This window comes from Methylobacterium sp. GXF4 (assembly GCF_000272495.1).
Lineage (GTDB): Bacteria > Pseudomonadota > Alphaproteobacteria > Rhizobiales > Beijerinckiaceae > Methylobacterium > Methylobacterium brachiatum.
Window position 1 is genome coordinate 119,645 of record NZ_AKFK01000066.1, and the last position, 23,018, is coordinate 142,662.

The following is a 23,018-nucleotide window of genomic DNA, read 5'->3' on the forward strand; positions in this document are numbered from 1 at the left end:
CCTGCATCGATCATGGCCTGACCACCTTCGAGCTCGAACCGAGCTTGGTCGAGCACGAATGGCTTACGTGGTCACGCGAAGCAGTGCTCGGCCGTCACAGCGGCGGCGGGATACGCTGTCCGATGCGCGCTCGAGGTTCACCGGCCGATAGTTTCACCCTGCACAGGCCACTCAACCAATCGTCACGCACAGAACAGCACCCCGGCCGTCCGGTCCTTCCGCCAAACCAGCGTCACGGCGTAGCGCGTATCCGAGTTGGCCAGCACGAGGTCGAACGCCGTCTCCAGCACGGCTGCGTTCGGCCCGAAAAATTCCAGCATCGCGCCGCCGTCGGACAGGTCTTGGATCCGGCACGGGAAGCGCGACCCATCCGGGTGCTGGGCGAAAGCCAGCAGCGCCGTCGCCTTGCGCTCGCTGGCGCGTCGCTCGACGAAGATGGTCGGGGGCCGGGCGGTGCGGGGCATGGCCGAATGACCCTGACGGTATCGGCCGATCTGGCGCGATGTCAGTAAAAATGCGCCCAACATACTAACGATCGATTGATCAAAGCTCTCGTGATAGGAGAATAAAGGTATCGGCGAGGACATCTGAGCCAACAGCGGAACGCGCACCGGCCGGACGCTGGGAGACCGCGACCCGGCCTGCCGTCCGCGCCTTGCTACCGCCGCTCGTCGTCGCGCAGCGGCGGTCCCTTGCCGGCCTTGATGAACCGTCCGACGAACAAGCCGACCGGGATCGACAGCAGGAACCAGTTCCGCAGGAATCGTAGCGGCTTCGACATGGCTCGCCCTCCGTTTCATCGATCGGCGGCGCATCGGACCGCGGCGCGTCGCGGGAGCCAAACGCGCGGCCGGCCAGGGCGTTCGATCCGATCGATCGGGTCATGGCTTTTCCGGCTTCGACCCGTCAGGTTCCGCGCGCAGCCTCGACTCGTCGAGAGAGCCCCACGGGACATCCGGAGACGATCCATGTGCATCCGCCCCGGCCTCGCGGCCGTGTTCGGCTTCCTCCCGGCCCTCCTATCGGTCGCGGTCCACGCGGAGGCGCCCGGCCGGGTGCCGCCGCCCGCGCCGCCGCTGGCTTGGCCGCCGGGGTTCTCGCGAAATGTGCAGGGCACCGGTGTGCCGGGCCTCGACGGCGGCCACGCCTTCCTGTGGAACCAGCCTCCGGGCTTCGACCCGGCCTCGACCCTGCGGGTCGATCGTCACATCCCCGAAGGGTCCGGGGAGCCCGGCCACACCTACAAGGCGCTCTGGGCGCTCGGATCCTCGGGGCCGCACAATGCCGGCTACGAATGGACGATCACGGGCGAGCTGCACAATCGCAGCCTCGCCAGCACCGGGGCGCAGAACGTCGCCGTCAACGGCACGATCTTCAAGGAGCCCAACGGGATCGGCCCGGTGGGGCCATCCTGGGCCGGGAACTTCAACTGCGTGGACATGACCCAGGAGGCCGATCCCGTCGCCTCCTGCATCGGCGCTGAGGTCGACGTGTCCGCGCAATCGCCGACGACAGACCGAAACCGCCAACGGGTCGGCCTGCAGATCTCCACCGGCGGGGTGCCGGGTGCCCATACCGGCTACGGCATCCTGCTGGGCAACCTCGCCGGTTCGGTGACCGACCGGGGCTTCTCGTTCCAGGGGGAGGGGACCTACGGGATCGGCATCGATACGGCGGCCGCCCGATTCACCGGCGCACCCATCCTGCTGGGATCGGGCCAGTCGATTGCGCTGGATGGAAACCGGGACGGGCGCTTCGCGCGCAGGCTCGGCTTCGACGGGCGCGACCTCGTCTACGGGACCGGCAACGGCCCGGTCCTGCGGGTGAGCGACGGGGGACAGATCCAGGCCGCCTCGGTCCGGGAAGCGTCCCCCCAGCCGCCGAAGAGCAGCCGGGAGGCTTGCACACCCGGCGATCATGCCTGGGACGCGGCCTTCGAGTATCGCTGTGTCGCCCCCAATCGCTGGAAGCGCGCGGCACTCAGCGATTGGTGAGCGCCGCCCTCAGGCGCGGCGGAACGGCATGATCGCCACGAAGGCCGCGACCGCAGCGCCGATCACGCGCAGGAGGGCGTAGCCCGGATTGTCGGGCGAGATCACCATCCACTCGAACAGCATCGCCGCCGAGAGCAGCACCAGAACCGAGACGAGAAGCGTCTCGCTCGAGACGGCAGGCGATTTGGCCTTCATGGTCGTTCCCCCGGGCGCGTTTTGTCTCGCGCATACCGGGGTGTTAGCGGATCGGCGCCTCGAAGGCGAACCGGGCCCTAGCGATCAAAGATGCGCACGACCGTGCGGGTCGCGGGATCCACGACCACGACCTTGTCGCCGGGGGCCACGAAGTAGCCGTACCGGCGCAGGCGCGGGTTCTGGGTCTCGGTGAAGGGGGCGAGTTCGACATCCGACGGCACGATCGTGCCGGGCCGGAGCGGGATCGAGCCGACGATCGGGCCCGGGCCGACCGGGCGACGCACGATGTAGTCGCGCACCACGACCTCGTCGTCCGGGCCAAAATCGTCCTGCTCCACGATCACGCCCTGGGCGAAGGCGCTTCCGGTGAAGGCCGCGGCAAGCCCGAGGGCGGCGGCGAGGCTTGCGCGTGTCGACATGTGAGACTCCGTGACGTCCAGGGCCGGCGGAAACACCGCCCGTCACGATTGTGTTCCCGGCGCCTCGGCGCAACCTCAGCGCCCGACCTCAGCGCCCGACCTGGGCGGCCTCGGCCAACGGCACCGGCGACCAGCGGGTGATCTGCACGTAGCCGTCGAGCGCAGCGATCACGACATGCCGGCGATGGCGGTGCACCACGGTGCCGGGCGTGTGGGGGTGGCGCTCGCGCCAGCCCTGCGCCTCCGCAACGTAGACCCGCGCGTCGCCGATCCGGGCGATGGTCTCGACAGCGCCGAAGGCCCGGACGCGGCGCAGGATCGGCTCGACCTCCTGGCGGAAATCGAGGGTCCGGTCGGCGTCGGTCGCCCGGGGCCAGTAGGACCCGTCGCCCTGCGGTTCGGCCCGGCGCCATCGGGCGGGAAGCTCTTTCCCGAGCGGACCGACGGCGAGCCGCCGGGCCGCCATCTGGCACTTGGCCAGGACGGTCTCGTGGGATTCTACCGGTTCGAGGCCGAAGATGTCCTGCGCCAGGATATCGCCGGTGTCGAAGCCGTCGGCGAGGACGTGAGCGGTCACCCCCCAGGTCTCGTAGCGGTCGAGCACCGCCCGGAACAGCGGGTAGGGGCCTCGCCCGGTCGGCAGCGGCGAGGGGTGGATGTTCAACCCGTAGGCCGCCCGGCCGCGCCAGCCCTTCACCAGCCAGGGATAGCCCGCCACCACGAGCGCCCAGTCCTTGCCGTGCTCCGCCTGCAGGGCCTCGATGTCGCGCTCGCGAATGCGCGACAGCTGGATCGGCAGGCGTAGCGAGCGGGCGCGGGCGACCAGAACGTCGTTGTGGTCGTAGACCCCGTCGCAGGGCCGGGTGAACAGCTTCACGGGCTTCCAGCCGGCCTCGACCAGGCCCTCGAACACGCCGCCCAGGAAGTCGATGCCGGCGAACGCGAACTTCATGCTTGGCGCCTGCGACCTTGTGCACGTGGAGAGGGCGGGGTCTGCCGCCTGCCCGGGGGCGCCACCGGCCTTACTTTGTCCGAGGCCGGTTGGGTAGCAAGAGGTCCGCAGGTGCGACAGGTTCTGATCTACGGCGGCACGGGCGGCATCGGCTTGGCGACCGCGCGGGCTCTGCGGTCCCGCGGCTACGCGCTCCATCTCGCGGCACGGGACGCCGACCGCTTGGCCCGCGCGGCCGAGGAACTCGGCGAGACCACGTTCACGGCGGGCGATGTCGGCGATCCGGACTTCTTCGCGGCGGCGAGCGCGGCGACCGGCTCCGCGTTGGCGGGCCTGGTCTACGCGGTCGGCACGATCAACCTGCGGCCGCTCGGGCGTCTGACCCGGGCCGATGCGGAGAATGACTTCCGCATCAACGCGCTCGGCGCCTTCTCGGCCGTCCAGGCCGCGGCCGCCGCCCTGAAAGCCGGAGCCGGGGAGGCGGGGGCCGGGATCGTGCTGTTCTCGACGGTGGCGGCCGCGCAGGGATTCCCCGCACACGCCTCCGTGGCGATGGCCAAGGGTGCCGTCGAGGGACTTGGCTTATCGCTCGCGGCCGAGCTCGCTCCGCAGATCCGCGTCAATGTGGTCGCGCCGTCCCTGACCCGCACGCCGCTCGCCGCCGCCATCACCGGCAACGAGACCCTGGCGCAGGGCATCGCCGCGATGCACGCGCTGCAGCGGCTCGGACGTCCCGAGGATGTCGGATCCCTCGCGGCGTTCCTGGTATCCGACGAGGCGGCCTGGATCACCGGCCAGGTGATCGGTGTCGATGGCGGTCGCGCGACCCTGCGCACCAAGGGCTGAGGCGTGCCGGGAAAATCCAGACCGCAGGGCGGCGCCCTCCGATTCGTGCTCGGCGATCAGCTGAATCGGCGGGTTTCGAGCCTCACCGACCTCGACCCCGAGCGCGATGTCGTCCTGCTGGTCGAGGTGCGGGACGAGGCGACCTATGTGCGCCATCACAAGCAGAAAATTGCGTTCCTGTTCGCCGCGATGCGCCATTTCGCGGCCGAACTGGAAGCCGAGGGCATCGCGGTCGACTACGTCCGCCTGACCGAGACCGGCAACACCGGCAGCTTCACCGGCGAGCTGGAGCGGGCGGTGGCCCGTCATGCGCCCGCGCGCGTCGTCGTCACCGAGCCCGGCGAGTGGCGGGTCTGGGAGATGATGCAGGATTGGCGCGAGACCCTGCCGGTGCCGGTGGAGATCCGCGCCGACAACCGCTTCCTGTGCCCACGCGAGGATTTCGCGCGCTGGGCCGAGGGGCGTCATCATCTGCGGATGGAGACGTTCTATCGCGGCATGCGCCGTCGAACCGGTCTGCTGATGGAGGGCGGTGAACCGGTCGGCGGCCGCTGGAACTTCGATCCCGACAACCGCAAGCGCCTGCCCAAGGGGCACCGGCTGCCGGACCGGATCGGCTTCCAGCCGGATGCGATCACGCGGGAGGCCATTGCGCTGGTCGAGCGCGAGTTTGCCGGCCATTTCGGCGATCTCGCGACCTTCTCCTGGCCGGTGACCCGGGCGGACGCGCTGGCCGCGCTGAAGCACTTCATCGACCGGTGCCTGCCGACCTTCGGCGATTACCAGGACGCCATGAAGGCGGGTGCGCCGTACCTCTATCACGCGCTGCTCTCGCCACCCCTCAATGCCGGGTTGCTGACCGCCGAGGAGGTCTGCTGGGCGGCCGAGCGGGCCTATCGGGATGGGGCTGCGCCGCTGAACTGCGTCGAGGGTTTTATCCGGCAGATCCTGGGCTGGCGGGAATACGTTCGCGGCGTCTACTGGGCGCGGATGCCCGAGTACCGCGACAGCAACGCCCTGAGGGCGAGCCGTGACCTGCCGTGGTTCTACTGGTCGGGCGAGACCGAGCTCAACTGCATCGCGAATGTGGTGGCGGATACGCGGGCTCACGCCTACGCCCATCACATCCAGCGATTGATGGTGACCGGCAATTTCGCGCTGATCGCCGGGCTCGATCCGGCGCAGGTCGAGGCATGGTACCTGATCGTGTTCGCCGACGCCTACGAATGGGTCGAGTTGCCCAACGTGCACGGCATGGTCCTGTGGGCCGATGGGGGCGTGATGGGCTCGAAGCCCTACGCCGCGTCGGGCGCCTATATCGACCGGATGTCGGATTACTGCGCGAACTGCGCGTACGACGTGAAGGTCAAGGCGGGGCCGAAGGCCTGCCCGTTCAACTACCTCTACTGGAATTTTCTGATCGAGAACGAGGACAGGTTGATCGGCAATCAGCGGATGGCGATGCCGTATCGGACCCTGCGGGGCATGGGGGACCAGCGCCGCGCCGAGATCCGGCGAGACGCTGCCGGGTTCCTCGGATCCCTCAGGGCCGAGCCCGAGCGCGCTCACCAGGGGGACCAGACCGCCAACGCCACATAGGGAACGGCGCTTCGCCGGCCCGTCTCGGTCTGGAGGCCCGCCGAGACGCGGAAGCTGTAGCGGGCGATGGCGAAATCGGTGGCGTGCAGGCCGAGATTCCACTTCCGGTAGCCCGTCTCGTCTCCGTAGACGCTGAGCTCCGGGCCGAGATAGGTGCCCCAGGCACGATAACCCCAGGCCAACCGCGACCACAGGCTTCCGCGCGTCGAGCCCGCGATGGCCGTCGCCTGCAGGAGCGTGTCCTCGCTCGGGCGGGCCCAGATCTCGGCGTGCAGGCGCGCACCGTACGTCGCCGGGAAGACGGCCAGGGCGCGACGGTCGGCCAGCATCTCGATCGCGCCCTCGGGACCCGCGAAGATGGCCGCCGTTCCCCAGTCGAAGAACCATTGGTAACCGAGCACGGCGGCGGCGCTGAACGTGTAGCGTGTGCGCGGAAGACCGAAGTCGCCGCGTTCCCGTTGCCGGCCGCTCCCCGCGCTCGCCAGCAGGACGAAGCCATCCTGATCGAGCGAGCCGAGCCCGAGCTTCGCGCCGACGGTCAGGAACGTCGCGGCCCCCGCATCGAGGCTCCCGAACAGGAGCGCGTCGATCTCGCCGCCGTATGCCGCATGGGCCTGCGCAAGGAACAGCGAGGCGGCCAGGACGGATCCGGACGTCCGGCTGCAAATGTTCGGTAAGTCCCCACGCCTGCACACGGAGCGAGCCTCGATGGTGAGGCCGTAAACCTAATGTCAACCCACGTAGAGTGCAGCGAAGTTGACCGGAGGTCCACCAAAAAGTTCTTTAGGTTTGCAGAAGTGAGTCACCAAAAATCTTGGTCTCCCGAGGCGATATGTTTTCTGTAACGTGAGATTTGCTGCGTCCAATGTGGCGCTGACCTCAGGTGTGAATCCCCAGGTCCGGCCCCGCGTCGGGTTCGCGCGAGCGCCGCGCGCTTGGCCTGCCGGGTGATCTCGGCTAGAGCCCGCCGCAGGACAGCGAAGGTTGGCGGATCCTTGACTGCCGGTGCACGAACGTCGGACGTCCTCACTGTGCTGGCGAGCCAGGAGGGGGAGCGCCTCACCGTGGGCGACATCGTCGCGGTCCTACGGGACCGCGCCTTCGCGCTGCTCGTGGTGCTGCTCGGCTTGCCGAACTGCCTGCCGATGCCGCCGCCGATCCCGCTGATCTGCGGCCTGCTGCTGCTGCTCGTGGCCGTTCAGATCGCAGCGGGCATGTCGGCGCCGTGGCTGCCCCGCATGCTGCTCGGCCGATCGATCGCGCTCACCGATGTGCGGCGCGCCGTCACCCGGGCTGTCCCGATCCTGCGGCGCCTGGAGCGCTGGTCGCGCCCGCGGGTCAGCGTGTTCGAGACCGCGCTGGGCATGCGCGGCATGGGGATCGCCCTGTTGGCGCTGGCGCTGGCGCTGATCGTCGCCGCGCCGATCGTCGGGCAGATCCCTCTCGGGCTCGCCGTCTGCCTCGTGGGCCTGGGCCTCGTTGAGCGCGACGGCATCGTCGTGATGGGCGGGTTGGTGATCGGCCTGTTCGGCGTCGCTATCAATGCCGGCTTCGCCTACGCGGTCATCGCCGGGATCGTGGGTCTCCTGAACCTCTGATGGGGGCGGATCAGAGCCGGTAACGGATCTGATCGGTCCAGAAGCGCTCGAGACGGCCGAGGGCCTGGTTCAGCCGGCCGAAATCGTCGTCCGAGATGCCCCCGATCGGCGCGATCGTGCGGGCGTGCTTGTCGTAGAGCCCCTGGATGATCTCGTGGACCTGCCGGCCCTTGTCGGTGAGGCTGATCCGGACCGAGCGGCGATCGGTCTTCGAGCGGGCGTGGTGGAGGTAGCCGGCCTCGACGAGCTTCTTGACGTTGTAGGAGACGTTGGAGCCGAGATAGTAGCCCTTGGTCCGGAGCTCGCTCGCGGTCAGCTCCTTGTCGCCGATGTTGTACAGGAGCAGGGCCTGGACGCTGTTGACGTCTTCCCGGCCGCGCCGCTCGAACTCGTCCTTGATCACGTCGAGCAGCCGGCGGTGCAGACGCTCGACCAGGTGGAGGGCCTCCAGGTAGGAGCCCTTGGCGGACGGGGCGTCTTCCGGGGTCTCGCTCGTCGCGACTCGGGCGCTCTGGGTCTTCATCGTCGGCCTCACCGTGTGATGCTGCGGCTTCCGTTCGATGCGGTGCCGCTGATGATGGCTAAGCTACGTACCGGGAATGAAAGGCGATTTAAGCGACAGGATGAATTCCCGATTTACTCTTTGCGGTAAAGACAAACTGAAGCGAAGATCAGAACGGTTCGTTCACCGTGCTTCCTGCGCGGCCAGCCAGGACAGCAGGAAGTACATCAGCACGACCGTGAGGCCGAATACGAGCAGCGGCACCGGCAGCGGCACGAGTTGCGGGGTCAACACCGCCAAGGTCATCGCGGATGTCACCGCCAGCAACCAGATCACGCCGCCCCAGGCGCTGGTCAGCCACAGGCCGATGGCCGCCGACGCGTCCACCACGGCAAAGTAGACGATCGCCGCCTGGCGCCCGAACGGCTCGATCTCGAAGGGGCGCGATCCGGGAAGCACGTCGAGGATCGTCGCCCAGGACGCGATGCTCTTGACCAGCCAGAACAGCGCCGTCACCCGCATGAACCAGACGAGCACCGTATCCCAGGTCCCGGGCGCGGGGCCCTGGGCGCGTTCGATCCGGTCGGTCGGCGGGTCACCGGGCCGGGCACCCTTGCGCCGGATCGGGAAGGAGCCGGGCACTAGGATGCGCTCGCGGGTGAAAAAGGCCGGTTCATCGTCGGGAGGCCGGGATTCATGTGCGGGGGATGCGCCGGGTTGAAGCCGTTCCGGCGCCCTGCGTCAACGGCCTGATTTCGCCGGGCCGGGCCGGTGTGCTAGTCCGGCGCCCCCAGCGCCGATGCGCCGCGCGATCGTCAGCTCTTCCGCGCGCACGATACCGAAGCCGCATGTCAGACACCTTGCCCGAGCCGCGCCCCATCGCCCTGCAGGCCGCCCGCGAGAGCGGTCGCCCGGAAGGGCTGAAGATCACCCAGCGTCCGCGCCGCAACCGCAAGGCGGACTGGTCGCGGCGCCTGGTCCGCGAGAACACGCTGACCGTCGACGACCTGATCTGGCCGATGTTCGTGATCGACGGCGAGCGCCGGCGCGAGCCGATCGCCTCCATGCCCGGGGTCGAGCGGCTCTCCGTCGACGAGATCGTGCGCGACGCCGAGCGCGCGGCGCGGCTGGGCATCCCGGCGGTGTCGTTCTTCCCCTATACCGAGGTCGAGCTGCGCGATCCGACCGGCTCGGAGGCGCTCAACGCTAAGAACCTGGTTTGCCGGGCGGTGCGGGCCGTGAAGCAGGCCGTGCCGGAAGTCGGCATCATGACCGACGTGGCGCTCGATCCCTACACCAGCCACGGTCACGACGGCCTGATGAAGGACGGCGCGATCCTCAACGACGAGACCGTGGCGATCCTGGTGGAGCAGAGCCTTATACAGGCCGAGGCCGGCACCGACATCATCGCACCCTCGGACATGATGGATGGGCGCGTCGGCGCGATCCGGGCCGGGCTCGACAAGGCCGGGTTCCTCGACGTCCAGATCATGGCCTACGCGGCCAAGTATGCCAGTGCGTTCTACGGGCCGTTCCGCGACGCGATCGGCACCAAGGCGGCGCTGGTGGGCGACAAGCGCACCTACCAGATGGATCCGGGCAATTCGGCCGAGGCTCTGCGCGAGGTCCGCCTCGACCTGGAGGAAGGCGCGGATTCGGTGATGGTCAAGCCGGGTCTGCCCTATCTCGACATCATCCGGCGGGTGCGGGACGAATTCCAGGTTCCGACCTTCGCCTATCAGGTGTCGGGCGAGTACGCGATGATCGAGGCGGCCGCCCGCAACGGCTGGCTCGACGGGGATCGCGCGATGGTGGAGGCGCTGCTCGCCTTCAAGCGCGCCGGTGCCGACGGGGTGCTGACCTATCACGCCCCCCGGGTCGCCGAGCGCCTGCGCCAAGCCCCGTGAGGCGGGGACGCCGCTGGCTCCTCGGGGCGGCGGTGGCCGCGGGTTTCCTCGGGGGGCTCGCCGCCTGCCAGGATACGCTGCGTCGGGAGCGGGTCGCGACCTGCCGCCGGGCCCTGCCGGCGGTGGCGCCCCAACCCGGGATCCGGCTGCTGCGGGCGGCACCGGGACCATCGACGGACACGGTCCGGGTGGATTACGCCGAAGGGAACCGCCAGCATTGGCTGACCTGCCGATTCGACGCCGGCGCGACCATCGTCGCGCTGACCACCGAGGGCAGTAACCTGTCGGGCTCGTCACTCTACTTGCTGAAACGCTTCTACCTCGACACGCCCGATGCCGAGGCCGACGATCCCGCGGCGCATTGAGCGCGATTCGGACGGCTCTTGCGTCCGCCGCACGGGGCACCCACCTTTTTCTCCGCCGCCTCGCTTGCAGGACGCGACACCATGCAGAATCCCCAACCCGGCTACGCCGAACGCTTCGAGGCCCCGCATTACGCGGCCTCGCTGCCGATCCCGTTCGTCCGCGCGAGCCTGGGCGCGCGCACGGTCGCGTATCTCCTCGATATCCTGTTCATCTTCGGGTTCACCGCGTTGCTGACGCTGCTGATCACGGTGATCGGCGTCGTGACGTTCGGCCTGGGCTGGACCTTGTTCGCGATTCTGCCGGCGAGCGGGGTCATCTACAGCGCCATCACGGTGGGCGGCTCCAAGCAGAGCACGATCGGGCAGCGCCTGATGGGGCTGCGGGTCGTGGCCCCGGAGCGCGGCGGGTCGGTCGATTTCATCACGGCCGCCGTCCACGCCCTGTTGTTCTACGTCGCGGTCTCGACCTTCCTGCTGTGGTGCCTCGATCTCGCCTTCGGGCTGATGCGCTCGGATCGCCGCCTGGGTCACGACCTGTTGCTCGGCCTCGCGGTCGTTCACGCGCGCTGACACGTCCGACCTGCGGCGAAATTCTCGCGCGCCGAGCGGCCGGGGGCATTGAGCCCGGCCGCGCCGCCTGTACACTGATTTGCCGGCGCCGCGAGGACCACCCGGTGCAGGGTCAAGACCGAGCGTGACGAGCCATCCGCGCGATACTCCGCAATTCTATCTCACCGCGCCCTCACCGTGCCCGTACCTTCCGGGCCAGGAGGAACGGAAGGTGTTCACGCACCTGGTCGGGCGCCGCGCCCGCGATCTCAACGAGATCCTGACGCAGGGCGGATTCCGGCGCTCGCAGACCATCGCTTATCGCCCCGCTTGCGAGACCTGCCGGGCCTGCATCTCGGTGCGGGTCGTGGTGGACGATTTCGAGCCGAGCGCCAGTCAGAAGCGGATCCTGGCGCGCAACGACGACTGGATCGGCACCCCGGAGCCGAACCGGCCGGCCTCCGAGCAATACGCCCTGTTCCGCCGCTACCTCGACGCCCGTCACGGCGATGGCGGCATGGTCGACATGACGGTGCTCGACTACGCCATGATGATCGAGGACAGCCACGTCGACACGCATCTCGTGGCGTACCGGCGGCGCGGTCCGGATACGGCGATCACCGGGCGCGGCTTCGGCCCGCCGCTCGCCTTCTGCCTGACAGACGTGCTCGCGGACGGGCTGTCGATGGTCTACTCGTTCTACGATCCCGAGGAGGCCGGGCGCTCGCCGGGCACCTTCATGATCCTCGACCATATCCGCCGGGCCCGCCGGCTCGGATTGCCGTATCTCTACCTCGGCTACTGGGTCGAGGGCTCGCGCAAGATGGACTACAAATCCCGCTTCCGTCCGCAGGAGCGGCTGATGGGGCAGGGCTGGGTGCGGGTCGGCTGACGGGGAGCGTCCCCATCTGTGTCGCCCGGGCCTGCGCGAACCGCATTGAGCGGCCGGGGCGGCGCATGCTACCGGCCACGCACGAGTTCCGGACCGTGCCGAGGCCCCCATGATCCCCCGTTACAGCCGCCCGACGATGACGGCGATCTGGTCGCCCGAGAGCCGCTTCAAGATCTGGTTCGAGATCGAGGCGCACGCCACCACCGCGCTGGCCGAGATCGGCGTCGTCCCCAAGGCGGCGGCCGAGACGATCTGGTCCAAGGGCAAGGACGCGGTGTTCGATGTCGCCCGCATCGACGAGATCGAGGCGGTGACGAAGCACGACGTCATCGCCTTCCTCACCCATCTCGCCGAGATCGTCGGCCCCGAGGCGCGCTTCGTCCACCAGGGCATGACCTCGTCGGACGTGCTCGATACCTGCCTCAACGTGCAGCTCGTGCGCGCCGCCGACATCCTGATCGCCGATGTCGACGCCCTGCTGGCGGCTCTGAAGAGCCGGGCGCTCGAGCATAAGCTCACGCCGACCATCGGCCGCTCGCACGGCATCCACGCCGAGCCGGTGACCTTCGGGCTCAAGCTGGCCCAGGCCTATGCCGAGTTCGAGCGCAACCGCCGCCGCCTGGTCGCGGCGCGCGAGGAGGTCGCCACCTGCGCGATCTCGGGGGCGGTCGGCACCTTCGCCAACATCGACCCGCGGGTGGAGCAGTACGTCGCCGAGAAGATGGGCCTGACCGCGGAGCCGGTCTCGACCCAGGTCATCCCGCGCGATCGCCACGCCATGTTCTTCGCGACGCTCGGGGTCGTCGCCTCGTCGCTCGAGCGCCTGGCCATCGAGATCCGCCACCTCCAGCGCACCGAGGTGCTTGAGGCGGAGGAGTTCTTCTCCGAGGGCCAGAAGGGCTCCTCGGCGATGCCGCACAAGCGCAACCCGGTGCTCACCGAGAACATCACCGGGCTCGCCCGGATGGTCCGCGGCTACGTCGTCCCGGCGCTGGAGAACGTGGCGCTCTGGCACGAGCGCGACATCTCCCACTCCTCCGTGGAGCGGATGATCGGCCCCGATGCGACCGTCACCCTCGACTTCGCGCTGGCCCGCATGACCGGCGTGGTCGAGAAGCTGCTGATCTACCCCGCCAACATGCAGAAGAACCTCGACCGTCTCGGCGGCCTGGTCCATTCGCAGCGAGTGCTGCTGGCGCTCACCCAGGCCGGCGTGTCCCGGGAGGATTCGTACCGTCTGGTCCAGCGCAACGCGATGCCGGTCTGGCGCGGGGAGGGTGATTTCCTCGCCCTGCTGAAGGCCGATCCCGAGGTGACCGCGGCGCTCACCCCGGAGCAGATCGAGGAATGCTTCGACCTCGGCTATCACTTCAAGCACGTCGACACGATCTTCGCGCGCGTGTTCGGCACGGCCTGAGCGCGCAGCACGAATCCTGCTTGGACCCGCGACGAACACAGGAAGGCAATCCGTGACCGCTCCCCGCATCGTCTACCTCAACGGCGCGTTCCTCCCCTTCGAGGAGGCGCGCGTGCCGATCATGGATCGCGGCTTCCTGTTCGCCGACGGGATCTACGAGGTCTCGGCGATCATCGACGGCAAGCTCGTCGACAACGCCGCGCATCTGGCGCGCCTGGATCGCTCGCTTGGCGAGATCGGGATCCGCAACCCGCACGATGCGGCCGGTTGGGAGAAGCTGCAGACCGAGCTCGTCGCCCGCAACGGCGTCCGCGAAGGGCTCGTCTACATGCAGGTCACCCGCGGCGTGGCCGAGCGGGACTTCGCCTTCCCGAAGGCCGGGACCGAGCCCACCGTGATGATGTTCACGCAGGCCAAGACTGTGCTGGCCAACCCGCTCGCGGAATCCGGTGCCCGGGTGATCACCGTCGAGGATCTCCGCTGGAAGCGCCGGGACATCAAGTCGGTGGCGCTGCTGGCCCAGGTGCTGGCCAAGCAGCAGGCCGCCGAGGCCGGGGTCGCCGAGGCCTGGATGGTCGAGGACGGAGCGGTGACCGAAGGCTCCTCGTCCACCGCCTTCATCGTCAGCCGCGAGCGCGTGCTCGTGACCCGGCCGCTCTCCACCGCCCTGTTGCCCGGCATCACCCGCGCCTCCGTGCTGAAGCTCGCCGCCGAGGCCGACCTGCGGGTGGAGGAGCGGCTGATCCCGGTGGCTGAGGCCTACGAGGCCCAGGAGGCGTTCTATACAAGCGCCTCCGCCTTCGTGATGCCGGTGGTGGAGATCGACGGCCGGTCGATCGGCGAAGGGCGCCCCGGTCCGCTGACCCGGCGCCTGCGCGAACTCTACATCGAGGCCGCCCGTCAGGGCTGAGCCCCGCCCGCGGCGGACAGGAACGGATCCGGCACCTGGCTGTTGCTCTCGGAACACGTGTTCCAAGAGGGGAGACCAGTCTTGTCGAGGAAGATCCTGCTCGCTGCTTTCGCGGCGGCCCTGTTTGCTGTCCCCGCCTATGCCCAGAACCCGGACGCGCCGCTGAAGGGGCGCGATACCGACCCGGCTCTGCCGCCGTCGACCCAGACACCGCCGGATCGCGTCCGTCCGAGCGCCGACGCGCCGCCGAAGGACCAGTCGCTCAGCGACAAGCTCCAGAAGAACGACGGCGTGATCAAGCCGCCGGAGACCGGGACCACGGGCACCGTCATGAAGCCGGACGAGACCGGCTCTACGCCCGTGATCAAGCCGCAGGAACTGCCCGGCCGCGATCCCGGTACCGAGGCGAAATAACCGGGCGCCGCGATCGAGCGGGCCGCCATGCGGCAGCCTTGCTTGATTTCGTGGCCCGGATCGCGGAAACGGCACACGACGTACGCAGCCCGCGCCCGCGGGCGGCTCCGTCCCGGTTCCCGTCGCGGGTGAGTAGGCAGGCATGGCCAACGTCGTCGTTGTAGGCGCCCAATGGGGCGACGAGGGCAAGGGCAAGATCGTCGACTGGCTCTCCGAGCAAGCCGACATCGTCGTCCGGTTTCAGGGCGGCCACAATGCCGGCCACACGCTGGTCATCGACGGGGTGACCTACAAGCTGGCGCTGTTGCCCTCCGGCGTGGTGCGCGGCGGCAAGCTCTCGGTGATCGGCAACGGGGTCGTGGTCGATCCCTGGCACCTCGTGGACGAGATCGAGCGGATCAAGGCGCAGGGCGTCGAGGTCTCGCCGGCCTCCCTGCGGATCGCCGACAACGCGACGCTGATCCTGCCGCTGCACCGCGAGCTCGATCATTTCCGCGAGACCGCCAATGCGGGCCTCAAGATCGGCACCACCAAGCGCGGGATCGGGCCGGCCTACGAGGACAAGGTCGGCCGCCGCGCCATCCGCGTGGTCGATCTCGCCGATATCGACGCGCTCCCGGCCAAGATCGAGCGGGTGCTGACGCATCACAACGCGCTCCGGCGCGGCCTCGGCATCGAGGAAGTGAATGCCGAGGCGCTTCTCGCCGAGCTGACAGCGATCGCGCCGAAGATCCTGCCCTTCGCCGACACAGTCTGGTCGCTGCTCGACGACCAGCGTCGGGCCGGCAAGCGCATCCTGTTCGAGGGCGCGCAGGGCGCGCTGCTCGACGTCGACCACGGCACCTATCCGTTCGTGACGTCCTCGAACATCGTGGCCGCCCAGGCGGCCACGGGCTCCGGCCTCGGCCCGGGCGCGATCGGCTACGTGCTGGGCATCGCCAAGGCGTACACGACCCGGGTCGGCGAGGGGCCGTTCCCCACCGAGCTGCACGACAAGATCGGCGAGACCATCGGCGCCCGCGGGCGTGAGTTCGGCGTCAACACGGGCCGCAAGCGGCGCTGCGGCTGGTTCGACGCCGTGCTGGTGCGCCAGACCGTGCGAACCTCCGGCATCCATGGCATCGCGCTGACCAAGCTCGACATCCTGGACGGGTTCGAGGAGATCCGCGTCTGCACCGGCTACAAGCTCGACGGTCAGACGATCGACCATCTGCCGGCAAGCCAGGCGGCCCAGGCCCGGGTCGAGCCGATTTATGAGACCATCCCGGGCTGGTCCGAGACGACGGCGGGCGCCCGGTCCTGGGCGGACCTGCCGGCGCAGGCGATCAAGTATGTCCGCCGGATCGAGGAACTGATCGGAGCGCCGGTGGCGCTGCTGTCGACCTCGCCGGAGCGCGACGACACCATTCTGATGCACAATCCCTTCGAGGATTGAGGGCGGGCATCCTATCCCGTTGATGACGCATCTTTTCTGCTGTTCGGCCTGTATCCAGCCCGCGTCCGCTTGATCTAGAACCAGCCTATGGCGGGACGGCGATCCCTGGGATCGACCGCCCCGCGCGACTTTGGAGGAACCGGCTCGCGGGTGCCGATCCGCGCGGCGGGCACACGACACATCGGCCGACGGCCGTGACCGACCTCGGGGGCGGGCAGGGCTGTCGGCCCTCGGCCTTTGACCGGTCCTGCCGGGCGGCGGCCGAAGGGGCGGACCAGGGCAACATGGCCGATTATTACCCGCTTCTGGCACGCGCCCTCGATGCGCTGCCCGACCGATCGCCCGCTTTGCGCAAGGCGGTCTACGACCGCGCGCGGAACGCCCTGATCAGCCAGCTGCGCTCGCTGGATCCCCCGCTCTCGGAAGCCGATATCGACCTCGAGCGCCGGGCCCTCGACACGGCGATCGAACGGCTGGAGGTCGATCACGGCGGCCTTCCGGCCCCGGCCAACGACGCGGCCGTGGTCCCCGAGCCGCCGCACCCGCCTGCACCGCCGGAGATCCCGGAGCCGTCGCCGCCGAAACCCGTGGCCGCGGAACCGCCGCTCCGTCCCGCCCCGGAGCCGGTCCTCCCCGCCGCCCAGCCGCCCTTCGCGCGGGTGGAGCCGGAGCCCGAGCCGCGCGAGGCGCCGATCGCCATCTCGTCGCCGCGACCGGGGGCGACCCAGGCTTCCGCGCCCGAAGAGGCGCCGGCCAGTCCCGATCCGACCCTCGACCACGAGGATCCCGACCTGGGCGCGTCCGCCGGCGAGGCCGGCAATGGTCGCCAGCGACCGCGCATCGAGGTGGTCCCGCCGCGTTCGGGCCGCTCGCACATCCTGCGCAACGTCTTCGTGGGCTCCGTGCTGGCGGTGGTGATCGGATTGATCGCCGTGGCCGCCTTCATGCTCCGCGACCGGCCCCAGACCCTGCCGGCGAACGGCACCGAGACGGCGGATTCTCAGCCGACGGAAAGCGAGAGCAAGTTCGGCGATCGGGTCGGTGGCGAGGCGGCACCGGCGCCGCGCTCTGCGGCCCGCCAGGACGGCACGGCTCCCGCGAAGGTCGCCCCGACGCCGGCCCAGCCGAACCTGTCGGTCGCGCAGCGGGCCGAGTTGATCGAGGAGGGGACGGGCGCCGACAACGCGCAGCCGACCAAGACCACCGGTCGGGTGACGTGGCGGCTGGATACCGTGAATGGCGAGCAGGGTCAGCCCCTCCAGAACGCCGTCGTCGCGACCGTGACGATCCCGGATGCCGGCCTCACGCTGGTGATGACCATCCAGCGCAACCTCGACGCGACGCTCCCGGCGTCGCACACGGTCAGTCTCGCCTTCAGCCAGTCGGGGGATGGCGCCCGGACGGTGCAGGATGTCGGCCTGCTTCAGGCCAAGGACGATGAGAATGGCCGCGGGTCTCCGGTCTCCGGCCTGCCGGTCCGGGTCCGGGACAACCTCTTCCTGATCGGCTTATCGTCGCTTCAGAACGACGTCGACCGCAACACCGACCTGCTGCTCCACCGCAACTGGTTCGATCTGGCGGTGCGCTACACCTCCGGCAAGCGGGCCGTGCTGACCTTCGAGAAGGGCAGCGCCGGCGCACAGGTCATGCAGAACGCCTTCGACGCCTGGCAGTAAGCGCCGCAGGTGACCGGATCCGGCGCGTACCCTGACGCGTCGGATCGGTCGATCAGTGGGCCTCGATGCCCGTGCGCGGCAGCTCACGGTTGGCGATGTTGCGCTTGACCGCTTCCTGCACCTTCTCGAAGGCACGGACCTCGATCTGCCGGACGCGCTCGCGGGAGACGCCGAACTCGCCGGACAGGTCCTCCAGCGTGATCGGATCCTCGGCGAGACGCCGCGCCTCGAAGATGCGCCGCTCGCGCGGGTTGAGGACGCCCAGCGCGTCGCGCAGGGCCGAGAGGCGGTTCTGACCCTCTTGCTCGCGGGCGAGCACAGTCTCCTGGCTCGGGGCATTGTCGACAAGCCAGTCCTGCCACTCGCCCTCGCCCTCCTCGCGCAGGGGCGCGTTGAGCGACGTGTCGCCGGACAGGCGCCGGTTCATGTCGATCACGTCCTGCTCGGGCACACCGAGACGGGTGGCGATCTGCTTGACCTGATCGGGGCGCAGGTCGCCCTCGTCGAGCGCTGAGATCTTCCCCTTCGCCTTGCGCAGGTTGAAGAACAGCTTCTTCTGGTTCGCCGTGGTGCCCATCTTCACGAGCGACCACGAGCGCAGGATGTATTCCTGGATCGCCGCCTTGATCCACCACATGGCGTAGGTCGCCAGGCGGAAGCCCTTGTCGGGATCGAAACGCTTGACCGCCTGCATCAGGCCGACATTGCCCTCGGACACGACCTCGCCGATCGGCAGGCCGTAGCCGCGATAGCCCATGGCGATCTTGGCCACGAGGCGCAGGTGCGAGGTCACGAGCCGATGCGCGGCCTCACGGTCGCCGGCATCCCGCCAGCTCTTGGCCAGCGTGAACTCCTCCGTCGGCTCCAGCATCGGGAACTTGCGGATCTCGTCGAGGTAGCGCGAGAGGCCACCTTCATTGGCGAGCACGGGTAGCGTACCGGCCATGGCATTCTCCTGGACTCTGGTCCCCCTGACGGGCGGACGCGACGGGCAACAGTGCCGTCCACTGGGGCCGCTCTTGAGCCGACCCTCCCGGCCACCCATGTCATACGGGTAAGTCGGATGGACCGGTAGCGGTTGGGGACACCCACGTCGCCATCAACGCGCGACCGGCCGAATGGTCGTACCATGTCACGATGTGACGCGGCCCGGCGTGATCTTTCGCACGCGGCGCGGATTCGGTTTCCTGCCCGACAATCGTGGCTCAAGCTTTCGCGAGCGTGTCCATGAGCACGGCGATGTCGGGCGGGATCGGGCTCTCGAACCGCAGGGTCTCCCCGGTGCGCGGATGGCTGAAGCCCAGCAGTTCCGCGTGCAGGGCCTGCCGCCCCAGGGCCGTGAGCGCGTCGCGCGCCGGCGCCGACAGCCGCGCCGCCTTGGTGCGGAACGCGCCGCCATAGACCGGATCCCCAAGGAGCGGGTGGCCGCGATGGGCGAGGTGCACCCGGATCTGATGGGTCCGCCCGGTCTCCAGGCGGCAGCGCACCAGCGAGACCTCCGGAAAGGTCTCGGCGACCGTGTAATGGGTCACCGCGTGCCGCCCGGACTCGTCCGAGACCACGGCGATCTTCTCCCGATTGTGCCGCGAGCGGGCGAGGCTGGCCTGAATCGTCCCCGTGCGCGGGTGCGGGATACCCCAGACCAGGGCCGCGTAGGCCCGCTCCAGCGGCCCCGTCCGCCCGTGATCGGCGAATTGCGCGGTCAGGCCCTGGTGCGCCGCGTCGTTCTTGGCGACGACGATCAGGCCGCTCGTATCCTTGTCGAGCCGGTGGACGATGCCGGGCCGGCGCACGCCGCCGATCCCCGAGAGGCTCGCGCCGCAATGGGCGATCAGCGCGTTGACCAGGGTCCCGCTCTCGTGGCCCGGCGCCGGATGGACCACCAGGCCCGCCGGCTTGTCGATGACCACGAGGTCGTCGTCCTCATAGGCGATCGCCAGGTCGACGGCCTCGGCCGCGGGTTCCGCATCCGCCGGCGGCGGCACCGCCAGCACGATCTGCGCGCCGGCCGCGACCTTCGCGGAGGGATCGCGCACCGGGGTCCCGTCCCGGGTCACGCGCCCGTCGCGCACCAGATCCTGCAGCCGAGCCCGGGACAGGTCCGGGAACAAGGCCACCAGCGCCCGGTCGAGCCGGATCCCTCCGTCCGCGACGATCCCGACCCGCGCCTCGTCCAATGCGTCCACCACGACCTCTATCCGTGCCTCATCCGCACCGATCCATACGGAATCTCGAAAGAAGCCCCTTGCTCCCCCGACGGGGCGTGGCTATAGCACCCGGGCGCCGCCGGAAAGCTCCCATCGTCTAGCGGTCTAGGACGTCGCCCTCTCACGGCGAAAACAGGGGTTCGATTCCCCTTGGGAGCGCCACCGGCGCATTTTCAGCAAGCTCTGACAACGACTTAGTGGAAGTGGGACCCGAACTCGCTTCCGCGGTGGGACCTCGCTGCCCCTTGGCGTAGCGCTCCCAGGCCCTGTCAGCGAGCCCCGCACGCTGGGCCTCCCGGGTATATTGCTCCACCTCCTCGAGCGTCTGGTGGCCCGTCACGGCCATGATTTCGTGCGGCGTGCAGCCCCGCTCGGCCAGTCGCGCCGAGGTCGCCTTGCGCAGCCCGTGGGCTGAGCAGTGCGGTAAGCCTGCCTGGTTGCGCCACTCGCGGAACCGGTTGCCGAAGCCCAGCGTCGAGAACGGTTTCCCGTACTCGGTGACGAGGAAGGTCAGATGCGTGCTCGGCGCCGCCGCGATCGCCTCGGCGAGGTCAGGGAACACCGGCACGTTCAGGAGATCGGCTTGCGGTGCTCGTTCTTCGCCTGGACATATCGGAGCCGGCCGCCGCTGATGTGCTGCGGGCCCAGGCGTGGCGCATCTTCCCGCCGGCAGGCCGTGAAGAGCAGCAGCGCGAAGGCCAGGCGCGGCTTCGTCCCGACCGGGTGCCGACGCTCGAACTTGTCGACCTCGTCCAAGGTCCAGGTGTGGTGCCCCTTGGTGACGTACTGAACCCGCTTCACGTCCCGGGTCGGATCCGCGTCGACGATCTCCTCTTCCATCGCCCACTGGAACATCGCCCGGAGCGCCTTGAGCATGGTGTTGGCGGCGGCCGGCGTCTCGGCCTTCGCGTCCCGCCTGCGCCGGATGTGCCGCGGCTGCATCATCGCGAGCGGAGCTGCGCCCTTGTCGCTGGCGGCGATCTCGTCGAGCGCACGCTTCTGCCAGCCCTGCGTCGAGGCATCGAGCTTCGTGTAGGCGTGGGCCGCGTAGTACCGCTGCGACACGTTGATAAAGGATCCGTTGGCCGGCCGGACGCGCCGCTCGGTCTGGGGCGTAGGCTGCCGGTCGCGGGCTTTCGCGTAGGACGCCTCGAACTCAGCTGAGCCCGGCTTGCCCCGCAGGCGCACCTTCTTCTCCGGGCGCCGCCGGAAATAGTAGCGGACGTTCCCATGCCGGTCGGTGTCGGCAATGACGAATGGCAGGTCGATGCTGACCAACGAGCTCAATCCCACGGATTGGAGGCGCCATCATCGCTGCCGAGGGCGTCCCATGCCAAGTCCAGGCGCCGCAGGTCCCAGACCACGCAGCCGTCGATGCGTTTCGGCTTCGGCATCCGGCCGTCGCGAACCATCTCGTCGAACTTCGAAGCGCTGACCCCGACGTACCGGGCCGATTCCTCCCGACGTAGGCCTCGCCGTGGGCTCACCTCGATCCGAGGGGAGGGCAGAAGCCGTGCGGCATCGTCGTGATGCTCACGCATCGATCTGCCCTCTTACCCCACGCACCGATCGCGAAAACCAGATCGCCGCCGTTCCGTAAAGTTGATCGCTCCGGCGAAACCGGACGGTCATCGGTTCCGTGCTGAGCTCATCTTTGGGGAGGCTCGAACCATGACGATCACCACCTCGATCAATACCGTCGGCATCGTGCGGGCGACGGAGATGATGCAAACGGCGAGAGCCGAAGCCGCGATCGAACACAGGCCGGGCCTTCATACCGTAACGGTTGCGGTCCCCGAGCCGGACAGCGGGATCCTCCAGCTGCAAGAGAATAGCCGCGACCTCCCCGCTTCGCAGAAGCGTGCAGTCGACATCAGCGTCTGAGACACGCTCGGCGGCGCTGCGGTTCTCCAACGGGGTCGGCGAGCACGGTGCCCGCTCAAAGCCGATCGCGCGGCATATGGCGGCTGTTGCTGGTTCAGGCGCTCCAGATTTCTCCTGCAACACGCAGGACATCGCCCTGTAGGTCGGACCGCTTAGTCCTTCGTCTGAGCCCGCACTTCCGCGGGTCGGACGGAGGGCATCATGCTTAGCTACTATGCCACCGCAACTCGGGTCGCAGCCTACGAGCTGCTGGCTCATGAACGAACGTTTCGAGATCCCTCCCGCCGCGTGAAAGTCCTTGGATTTGCTTGCCTGGGGCTCGCATTCCTCGGGACAGCAAGCACGGTAGTGGCGCGGCAAGACCTGCCCGCGCACGAAGGGGCTGCAGAGGGCAAACATCTCAGCGAACGAGATGACTTCGTACAGCCCTTGCACGAAGACCTTGATATCAGCGCGTTCGTCCAATTCGTCAGTCACTAAAGGGGCTGGCCGATGAACTCGCTGCTGTTTGGCCTTCTCCCACTGCTCATTATCGCGACTTGGGCCGCTGGTTCCGTCCTGGTGGAGCGCGCGTGGCACCAGCCTGCACCGGCCGGTCAGATCGTGGCATCGATGCTGTGCGTTGGCTTCTGTCTGGCCGCCATCGCAGCTCTGGCGTGGGCAATGCCCCAGCCGGGCCAGAACTGGTCCGATGCTCCGCTCAAGCATATCGCGCCGCGCGGACCATCCTCGCTGGACGGTCCTGCGACAAGTCGGTGAACTGCGCGCGATCATGCCTCCATCCTGCGGCTCAACTCGGAACCAATCACTCGGCGGCGCAAGGCGCCAACGGGTGGATTGGACAGGCGCGATTGCAGATGAAACAGTCCCGACATCGCGGTGTAAGGCAGCCGGTCTAGCTTGCCGCTGAACCTCGACGGCTTGCGATCGGTGTAGGCGTTCGGATTGCTTCTGAGATGCAAGCCGGCGTTGATGGGCGCGCCGACTACGCTTGGAGCCGCGGCTCGATGATTGAGATCATATCCAAAGTTCTGCTTTGGATTTCCGTTTCTCTCTTCATTGCAGCGCTGACCATATTTCTTGCAGCAATGACGAAACAGACAAAGGGCAACGCGAACGCCTGCAGAATCGGGCTGCATGCCTTTGGTCGCTCGCATCCAAGTGCGCGTGCTCATGTCGCCGCTATTTCTGGCGCGGCACGCATGTGCGCTGGCGCAACTCGGGCGATCCGGACAGGGTGACCTGACCGGGTGGCTT

Annotated in this window: 30 protein-coding genes and 1 tRNA gene; 17 read left to right on the forward strand and 14 right to left on the reverse strand. The window is 68.7% G+C overall.

Going from position 1 to position 23,018, the window contains the following annotated elements; genetic code table 11:
* Window positions 1-182 precede the first annotated feature (182 nt).
* The gene (locus WYO_RS17945; protein WP_007565071.1) at window positions 183-464 is read right to left on the reverse strand and encodes a PilZ domain-containing protein; all 282 of its coding nucleotides are present in this window, start codon (window positions 462-464) and stop codon (window positions 183-185) included.
* 194 nt (window positions 465-658) lie between these two features.
* The gene (locus WYO_RS32410; protein WP_007565073.1) at window positions 659-781 is read right to left on the reverse strand and encodes a hypothetical protein; all 123 of its coding nucleotides are present in this window, start codon (window positions 779-781) and stop codon (window positions 659-661) included.
* Window positions 782-968: 187 nt separating this feature from the next.
* On the opposite strand from WYO_RS32410, the gene WYO_RS17950 reads away from it, so the two are divergent.
* The gene (locus WYO_RS17950; protein ID WP_007565074.1) at window positions 969-1,994 is read left to right on the forward strand and encodes a hypothetical protein; all 1,026 of its coding nucleotides are present in this window, start codon (window positions 969-971) and stop codon (window positions 1,992-1,994) included.
* 9 nt (window positions 1,995-2,003) lie between these two features.
* On the opposite strand, the gene WYO_RS17955 is transcribed toward WYO_RS17950, so the two are convergent.
* From WYO_RS17955 to WYO_RS17965, 3 genes are all read right to left on the reverse strand, one after another.
* Entirely contained in the window at window positions 2,004-2,189 is a 186-nt protein-coding gene (locus tag WYO_RS17955) for a hypothetical protein (RefSeq protein WP_007565076.1), read from the reverse strand.
* A gap of 77 nt (window positions 2,190-2,266) precedes the next feature.
* A complete protein-coding gene (locus tag WYO_RS17960; protein WP_007565078.1) occupies window positions 2,267-2,608 on the reverse strand; it encodes a DUF1236 domain-containing protein in 342 nt (113 codons plus the stop codon).
* A gap of 88 nt (window positions 2,609-2,696) precedes the next feature.
* Window positions 2,697-3,560 (reverse strand): formyltransferase family protein, encoded by an 864-nt coding sequence (locus WYO_RS17965; RefSeq protein ID WP_007565081.1) that lies wholly within the window; start codon window positions 3,558-3,560, stop codon window positions 2,697-2,699.
* A 111-nt stretch (window positions 3,561-3,671) separates the two neighbouring features.
* On the opposite strand from WYO_RS17965, the gene WYO_RS17970 reads away from it, so the two are divergent.
* Window positions 3,672-4,406: an SDR family oxidoreductase gene (locus WYO_RS17970; protein WP_007565084.1), complete on the forward strand. Its 735-nt coding sequence runs from the start codon at window positions 3,672-3,674 to the stop codon at window positions 4,404-4,406.
* A 45-nt stretch (window positions 4,407-4,451) separates the two neighbouring features.
* A complete protein-coding gene (locus WYO_RS17975; RefSeq protein ID WP_244424218.1) occupies window positions 4,452-6,005 on the forward strand; it encodes a cryptochrome/photolyase family protein in 1,554 nt (517 codons plus the stop codon).
* Here the strand turns inward: WYO_RS17975 and bcsS are convergent.
* A complete protein-coding gene (bcsS, locus tag WYO_RS17980) occupies window positions 5,972-6,700 on the reverse strand; it encodes a cellulose biosynthesis protein BcsS (RefSeq protein ID WP_007565087.1) in 729 nt (242 codons plus the stop codon). The genes WYO_RS17975 and bcsS overlap by 34 nt on opposite strands.
* Before the next feature lie 300 nt (window positions 6,701-7,000).
* Between bcsS and WYO_RS17985 the strand changes: the two genes are divergently transcribed.
* Complete coding sequence (locus WYO_RS17985) at window positions 7,001-7,603, forward strand: exopolysaccharide biosynthesis protein (protein ID WP_268868599.1); 603 nt, start codon at window positions 7,001-7,003, stop codon at window positions 7,601-7,603.
* Between the two features lie 10 nt (window positions 7,604-7,613).
* Here WYO_RS17985 and WYO_RS17990 read toward each other — a convergent pair whose 3' ends face one another.
* Window positions 7,614-8,126, reverse strand: a complete 513-nt coding sequence (locus WYO_RS17990) for a winged helix DNA-binding protein (RefSeq protein ID WP_007565091.1) — start codon at window positions 8,124-8,126, stop codon at window positions 7,614-7,616.
* Between the two features lie 162 nt (window positions 8,127-8,288).
* On the reverse strand, window positions 8,289-8,747 hold the full coding sequence (locus WYO_RS17995; protein ID WP_007565094.1) for a DUF6163 family protein: 459 nt from the start codon (window positions 8,745-8,747) through the stop codon (window positions 8,289-8,291).
* 206 nt (window positions 8,748-8,953) lie between these two features.
* On the opposite strand from WYO_RS17995, the gene hemB reads away from it, so the two are divergent.
* The 9 genes from hemB (at window position 8,954) to WYO_RS18040 (ending at window position 17,670) form a co-directional block, all read left to right on the forward strand.
* A complete protein-coding gene (gene hemB, locus WYO_RS18000) occupies window positions 8,954-10,012 on the forward strand; it encodes a porphobilinogen synthase (RefSeq protein WP_007565096.1) in 1,059 nt (352 codons plus the stop codon).
* Window positions 10,009-10,377, forward strand: a complete 369-nt coding sequence (locus WYO_RS18005; RefSeq protein WP_007565098.1) for a hypothetical protein — start codon at window positions 10,009-10,011, stop codon at window positions 10,375-10,377. The genes hemB and WYO_RS18005 overlap by 4 nt, the downstream gene beginning before the upstream one ends.
* A gap of 81 nt (window positions 10,378-10,458) precedes the next feature.
* A complete protein-coding gene (locus WYO_RS18010) occupies window positions 10,459-10,947 on the forward strand; it encodes an RDD family protein (RefSeq protein ID WP_007565099.1) in 489 nt (162 codons plus the stop codon).
* Between the two features lie 124 nt (window positions 10,948-11,071).
* Window positions 11,072-11,818: an arginyltransferase gene (locus WYO_RS18015; RefSeq protein WP_039903251.1), complete on the forward strand. Its 747-nt coding sequence runs from the start codon at window positions 11,072-11,074 to the stop codon at window positions 11,816-11,818.
* A 109-nt stretch (window positions 11,819-11,927) separates the two neighbouring features.
* A complete protein-coding gene (purB, locus tag WYO_RS18020) occupies window positions 11,928-13,235 on the forward strand; it encodes an adenylosuccinate lyase (protein ID WP_007565104.1) in 1,308 nt (435 codons plus the stop codon).
* Between the two features lie 52 nt (window positions 13,236-13,287).
* Window positions 13,288-14,145 (forward strand): D-amino-acid transaminase, encoded by an 858-nt coding sequence (locus WYO_RS18025; protein WP_007565106.1) that lies wholly within the window; start codon window positions 13,288-13,290, stop codon window positions 14,143-14,145.
* Window positions 14,146-14,226: 81 nt separating this feature from the next.
* Window positions 14,227-14,559 (forward strand): hypothetical protein, encoded by a 333-nt coding sequence (locus tag WYO_RS18030; RefSeq protein WP_007565107.1) that lies wholly within the window; start codon window positions 14,227-14,229, stop codon window positions 14,557-14,559.
* A gap of 142 nt (window positions 14,560-14,701) precedes the next feature.
* Entirely contained in the window at window positions 14,702-15,994 is a 1,293-nt protein-coding gene (locus WYO_RS18035) for an adenylosuccinate synthase (RefSeq protein WP_007565110.1), read from the forward strand.
* Window positions 15,995-16,278: 284 nt separating this feature from the next.
* Window positions 16,279-17,670 (forward strand): hypothetical protein, encoded by a 1,392-nt coding sequence (locus WYO_RS18040; protein ID WP_007565112.1) that lies wholly within the window; start codon window positions 16,279-16,281, stop codon window positions 17,668-17,670.
* Between the two features lie 52 nt (window positions 17,671-17,722).
* On the opposite strand, the gene rpoH is transcribed toward WYO_RS18040, so the two are convergent.
* Entirely contained in the window at window positions 17,723-18,616 is an 894-nt protein-coding gene (rpoH, locus tag WYO_RS18045; RefSeq protein ID WP_007565114.1) for an RNA polymerase sigma factor RpoH, read from the reverse strand.
* 259 nt (window positions 18,617-18,875) lie between these two features.
* Entirely contained in the window at window positions 18,876-19,859 is a 984-nt protein-coding gene (locus WYO_RS18050) for an RluA family pseudouridine synthase (RefSeq protein WP_047170868.1), read from the reverse strand.
* A gap of 104 nt (window positions 19,860-19,963) precedes the next feature.
* Between WYO_RS18050 and WYO_RS18055 the strand changes: the two genes are divergently transcribed.
* Window positions 19,964-20,039 (forward strand) — tRNA-Glu (locus WYO_RS18055).
* Here WYO_RS18055 and WYO_RS32210 read toward each other — a convergent pair.
* From WYO_RS32210 to WYO_RS18065, 3 genes are read right to left on the reverse strand one after another with little or no spacing between them, the layout of a single operon-like run.
* Window positions 19,999-20,445, reverse strand: a complete 447-nt coding sequence (locus WYO_RS32210) for a tyrosine-type recombinase/integrase (RefSeq protein ID WP_348270294.1) — start codon at window positions 20,443-20,445, stop codon at window positions 19,999-20,001. The genes WYO_RS18055 and WYO_RS32210 overlap by 41 nt on opposite strands.
* Before the next feature lie 2 nt (window positions 20,446-20,447).
* Window positions 20,448-21,155: a hypothetical protein gene (locus WYO_RS32215; RefSeq protein WP_007565117.1), complete on the reverse strand. Its 708-nt coding sequence runs from the start codon at window positions 21,153-21,155 to the stop codon at window positions 20,448-20,450.
* A 5-nt stretch (window positions 21,156-21,160) separates the two neighbouring features.
* A complete protein-coding gene (locus tag WYO_RS18065; protein ID WP_007565119.1) occupies window positions 21,161-21,418 on the reverse strand; it encodes a hypothetical protein in 258 nt (85 codons plus the stop codon).
* Between the two features lie 130 nt (window positions 21,419-21,548).
* On the opposite strand from WYO_RS18065, the gene WYO_RS18070 reads away from it, so the two are divergent.
* The 3 genes from WYO_RS18070 (at window position 21,549) to WYO_RS31045 (ending at window position 22,520) form a co-directional block, all read left to right on the forward strand.
* The gene (locus WYO_RS18070) at window positions 21,549-21,761 is read left to right on the forward strand and encodes a hypothetical protein (RefSeq protein WP_007565121.1); all 213 of its coding nucleotides are present in this window, start codon (window positions 21,549-21,551) and stop codon (window positions 21,759-21,761) included.
* A gap of 201 nt (window positions 21,762-21,962) precedes the next feature.
* A complete protein-coding gene (locus tag WYO_RS32030; RefSeq protein ID WP_007565123.1) occupies window positions 21,963-22,241 on the forward strand; it encodes a hypothetical protein in 279 nt (92 codons plus the stop codon).
* Between the two features lie 12 nt (window positions 22,242-22,253).
* Window positions 22,254-22,520: a hypothetical protein gene (locus WYO_RS31045; protein WP_128755045.1), complete on the forward strand. Its 267-nt coding sequence runs from the start codon at window positions 22,254-22,256 to the stop codon at window positions 22,518-22,520.
* 11 nt (window positions 22,521-22,531) lie between these two features.
* Here WYO_RS31045 and WYO_RS31050 read toward each other — a convergent pair whose 3' ends face one another.
* The gene (locus tag WYO_RS31050) at window positions 22,532-22,936 is read right to left on the reverse strand and encodes a hypothetical protein (protein WP_128755046.1); all 405 of its coding nucleotides are present in this window, start codon (window positions 22,934-22,936) and stop codon (window positions 22,532-22,534) included.
* Between the last annotated feature and the right edge of the window lie 82 nt (window positions 22,937-23,018).

What these genes read in the sequence shown, in the direction of transcription:
- WYO_RS17945 (WP_007565071.1), bottom strand. Translation starts at nt 464, where the DNA reads ATGCCCCGCACCGCCCGGCCCCCGACCATCTTCGTCGAGCGACGCGCC.
- WYO_RS32410 (WP_007565073.1), bottom strand. Translation starts at nt 781, where the DNA reads ATGTCGAAGCCGCTACGATTCCTGCGGAACTGGTTCCTGCTGTCGATC.
- WYO_RS17950 (WP_007565074.1), top strand. Translation starts at nt 969, where the DNA reads ATGTGCATCCGCCCCGGCCTCGCGGCCGTGTTCGGCTTCCTCCCGGCC.
- WYO_RS17955 (WP_007565076.1), bottom strand. Translation starts at nt 2,189, where the DNA reads ATGAAGGCCAAATCGCCTGCCGTCTCGAGCGAGACGCTTCTCGTCTCG.
- WYO_RS17960 (WP_007565078.1), bottom strand. Translation starts at nt 2,608, where the DNA reads ATGTCGACACGCGCAAGCCTCGCCGCCGCCCTCGGGCTTGCCGCGGCC.
- WYO_RS17965 (WP_007565081.1), bottom strand. Translation starts at nt 3,560, where the DNA reads ATGAAGTTCGCGTTCGCCGGCATCGACTTCCTGGGCGGCGTGTTCGAG.
- WYO_RS17990 (WP_007565091.1), bottom strand. Translation starts at nt 8,126, where the DNA reads ATGAAGACCCAGAGCGCCCGAGTCGCGACGAGCGAGACCCCGGAAGAC.
- hemB (WP_007565096.1), top strand. Translation starts at nt 8,954, where the DNA reads ATGTCAGACACCTTGCCCGAGCCGCGCCCCATCGCCCTGCAGGCCGCC.
- WYO_RS18010 (WP_007565099.1), top strand. Translation starts at nt 10,459, where the DNA reads ATGCAGAATCCCCAACCCGGCTACGCCGAACGCTTCGAGGCCCCGCAT.
- purB (WP_007565104.1), top strand. Translation starts at nt 11,928, where the DNA reads ATGATCCCCCGTTACAGCCGCCCGACGATGACGGCGATCTGGTCGCCC.
- WYO_RS18035 (WP_007565110.1), top strand. Translation starts at nt 14,702, where the DNA reads ATGGCCAACGTCGTCGTTGTAGGCGCCCAATGGGGCGACGAGGGCAAG.
- WYO_RS18040 (WP_007565112.1), top strand. Translation starts at nt 16,279, where the DNA reads ATGGCCGATTATTACCCGCTTCTGGCACGCGCCCTCGATGCGCTGCCC.
- rpoH (WP_007565114.1), bottom strand. Translation starts at nt 18,616, where the DNA reads ATGGCCGGTACGCTACCCGTGCTCGCCAATGAAGGTGGCCTCTCGCGC.
- WYO_RS18065 (WP_007565119.1), bottom strand. Translation starts at nt 21,418, where the DNA reads ATGCGTGAGCATCACGACGATGCCGCACGGCTTCTGCCCTCCCCTCGG.
- WYO_RS18070 (WP_007565121.1), top strand. Translation starts at nt 21,549, where the DNA reads ATGACGATCACCACCTCGATCAATACCGTCGGCATCGTGCGGGCGACG.
- WYO_RS32030 (WP_007565123.1), top strand. Translation starts at nt 21,963, where the DNA reads ATGCTTAGCTACTATGCCACCGCAACTCGGGTCGCAGCCTACGAGCTG.
- WYO_RS31045 (WP_128755045.1), top strand. Translation starts at nt 22,254, where the DNA reads ATGAACTCGCTGCTGTTTGGCCTTCTCCCACTGCTCATTATCGCGACT.
- WYO_RS31050 (WP_128755046.1), bottom strand. Translation starts at nt 22,936, where the DNA reads ATGAGCACGCGCACTTGGATGCGAGCGACCAAAGGCATGCAGCCCGAT.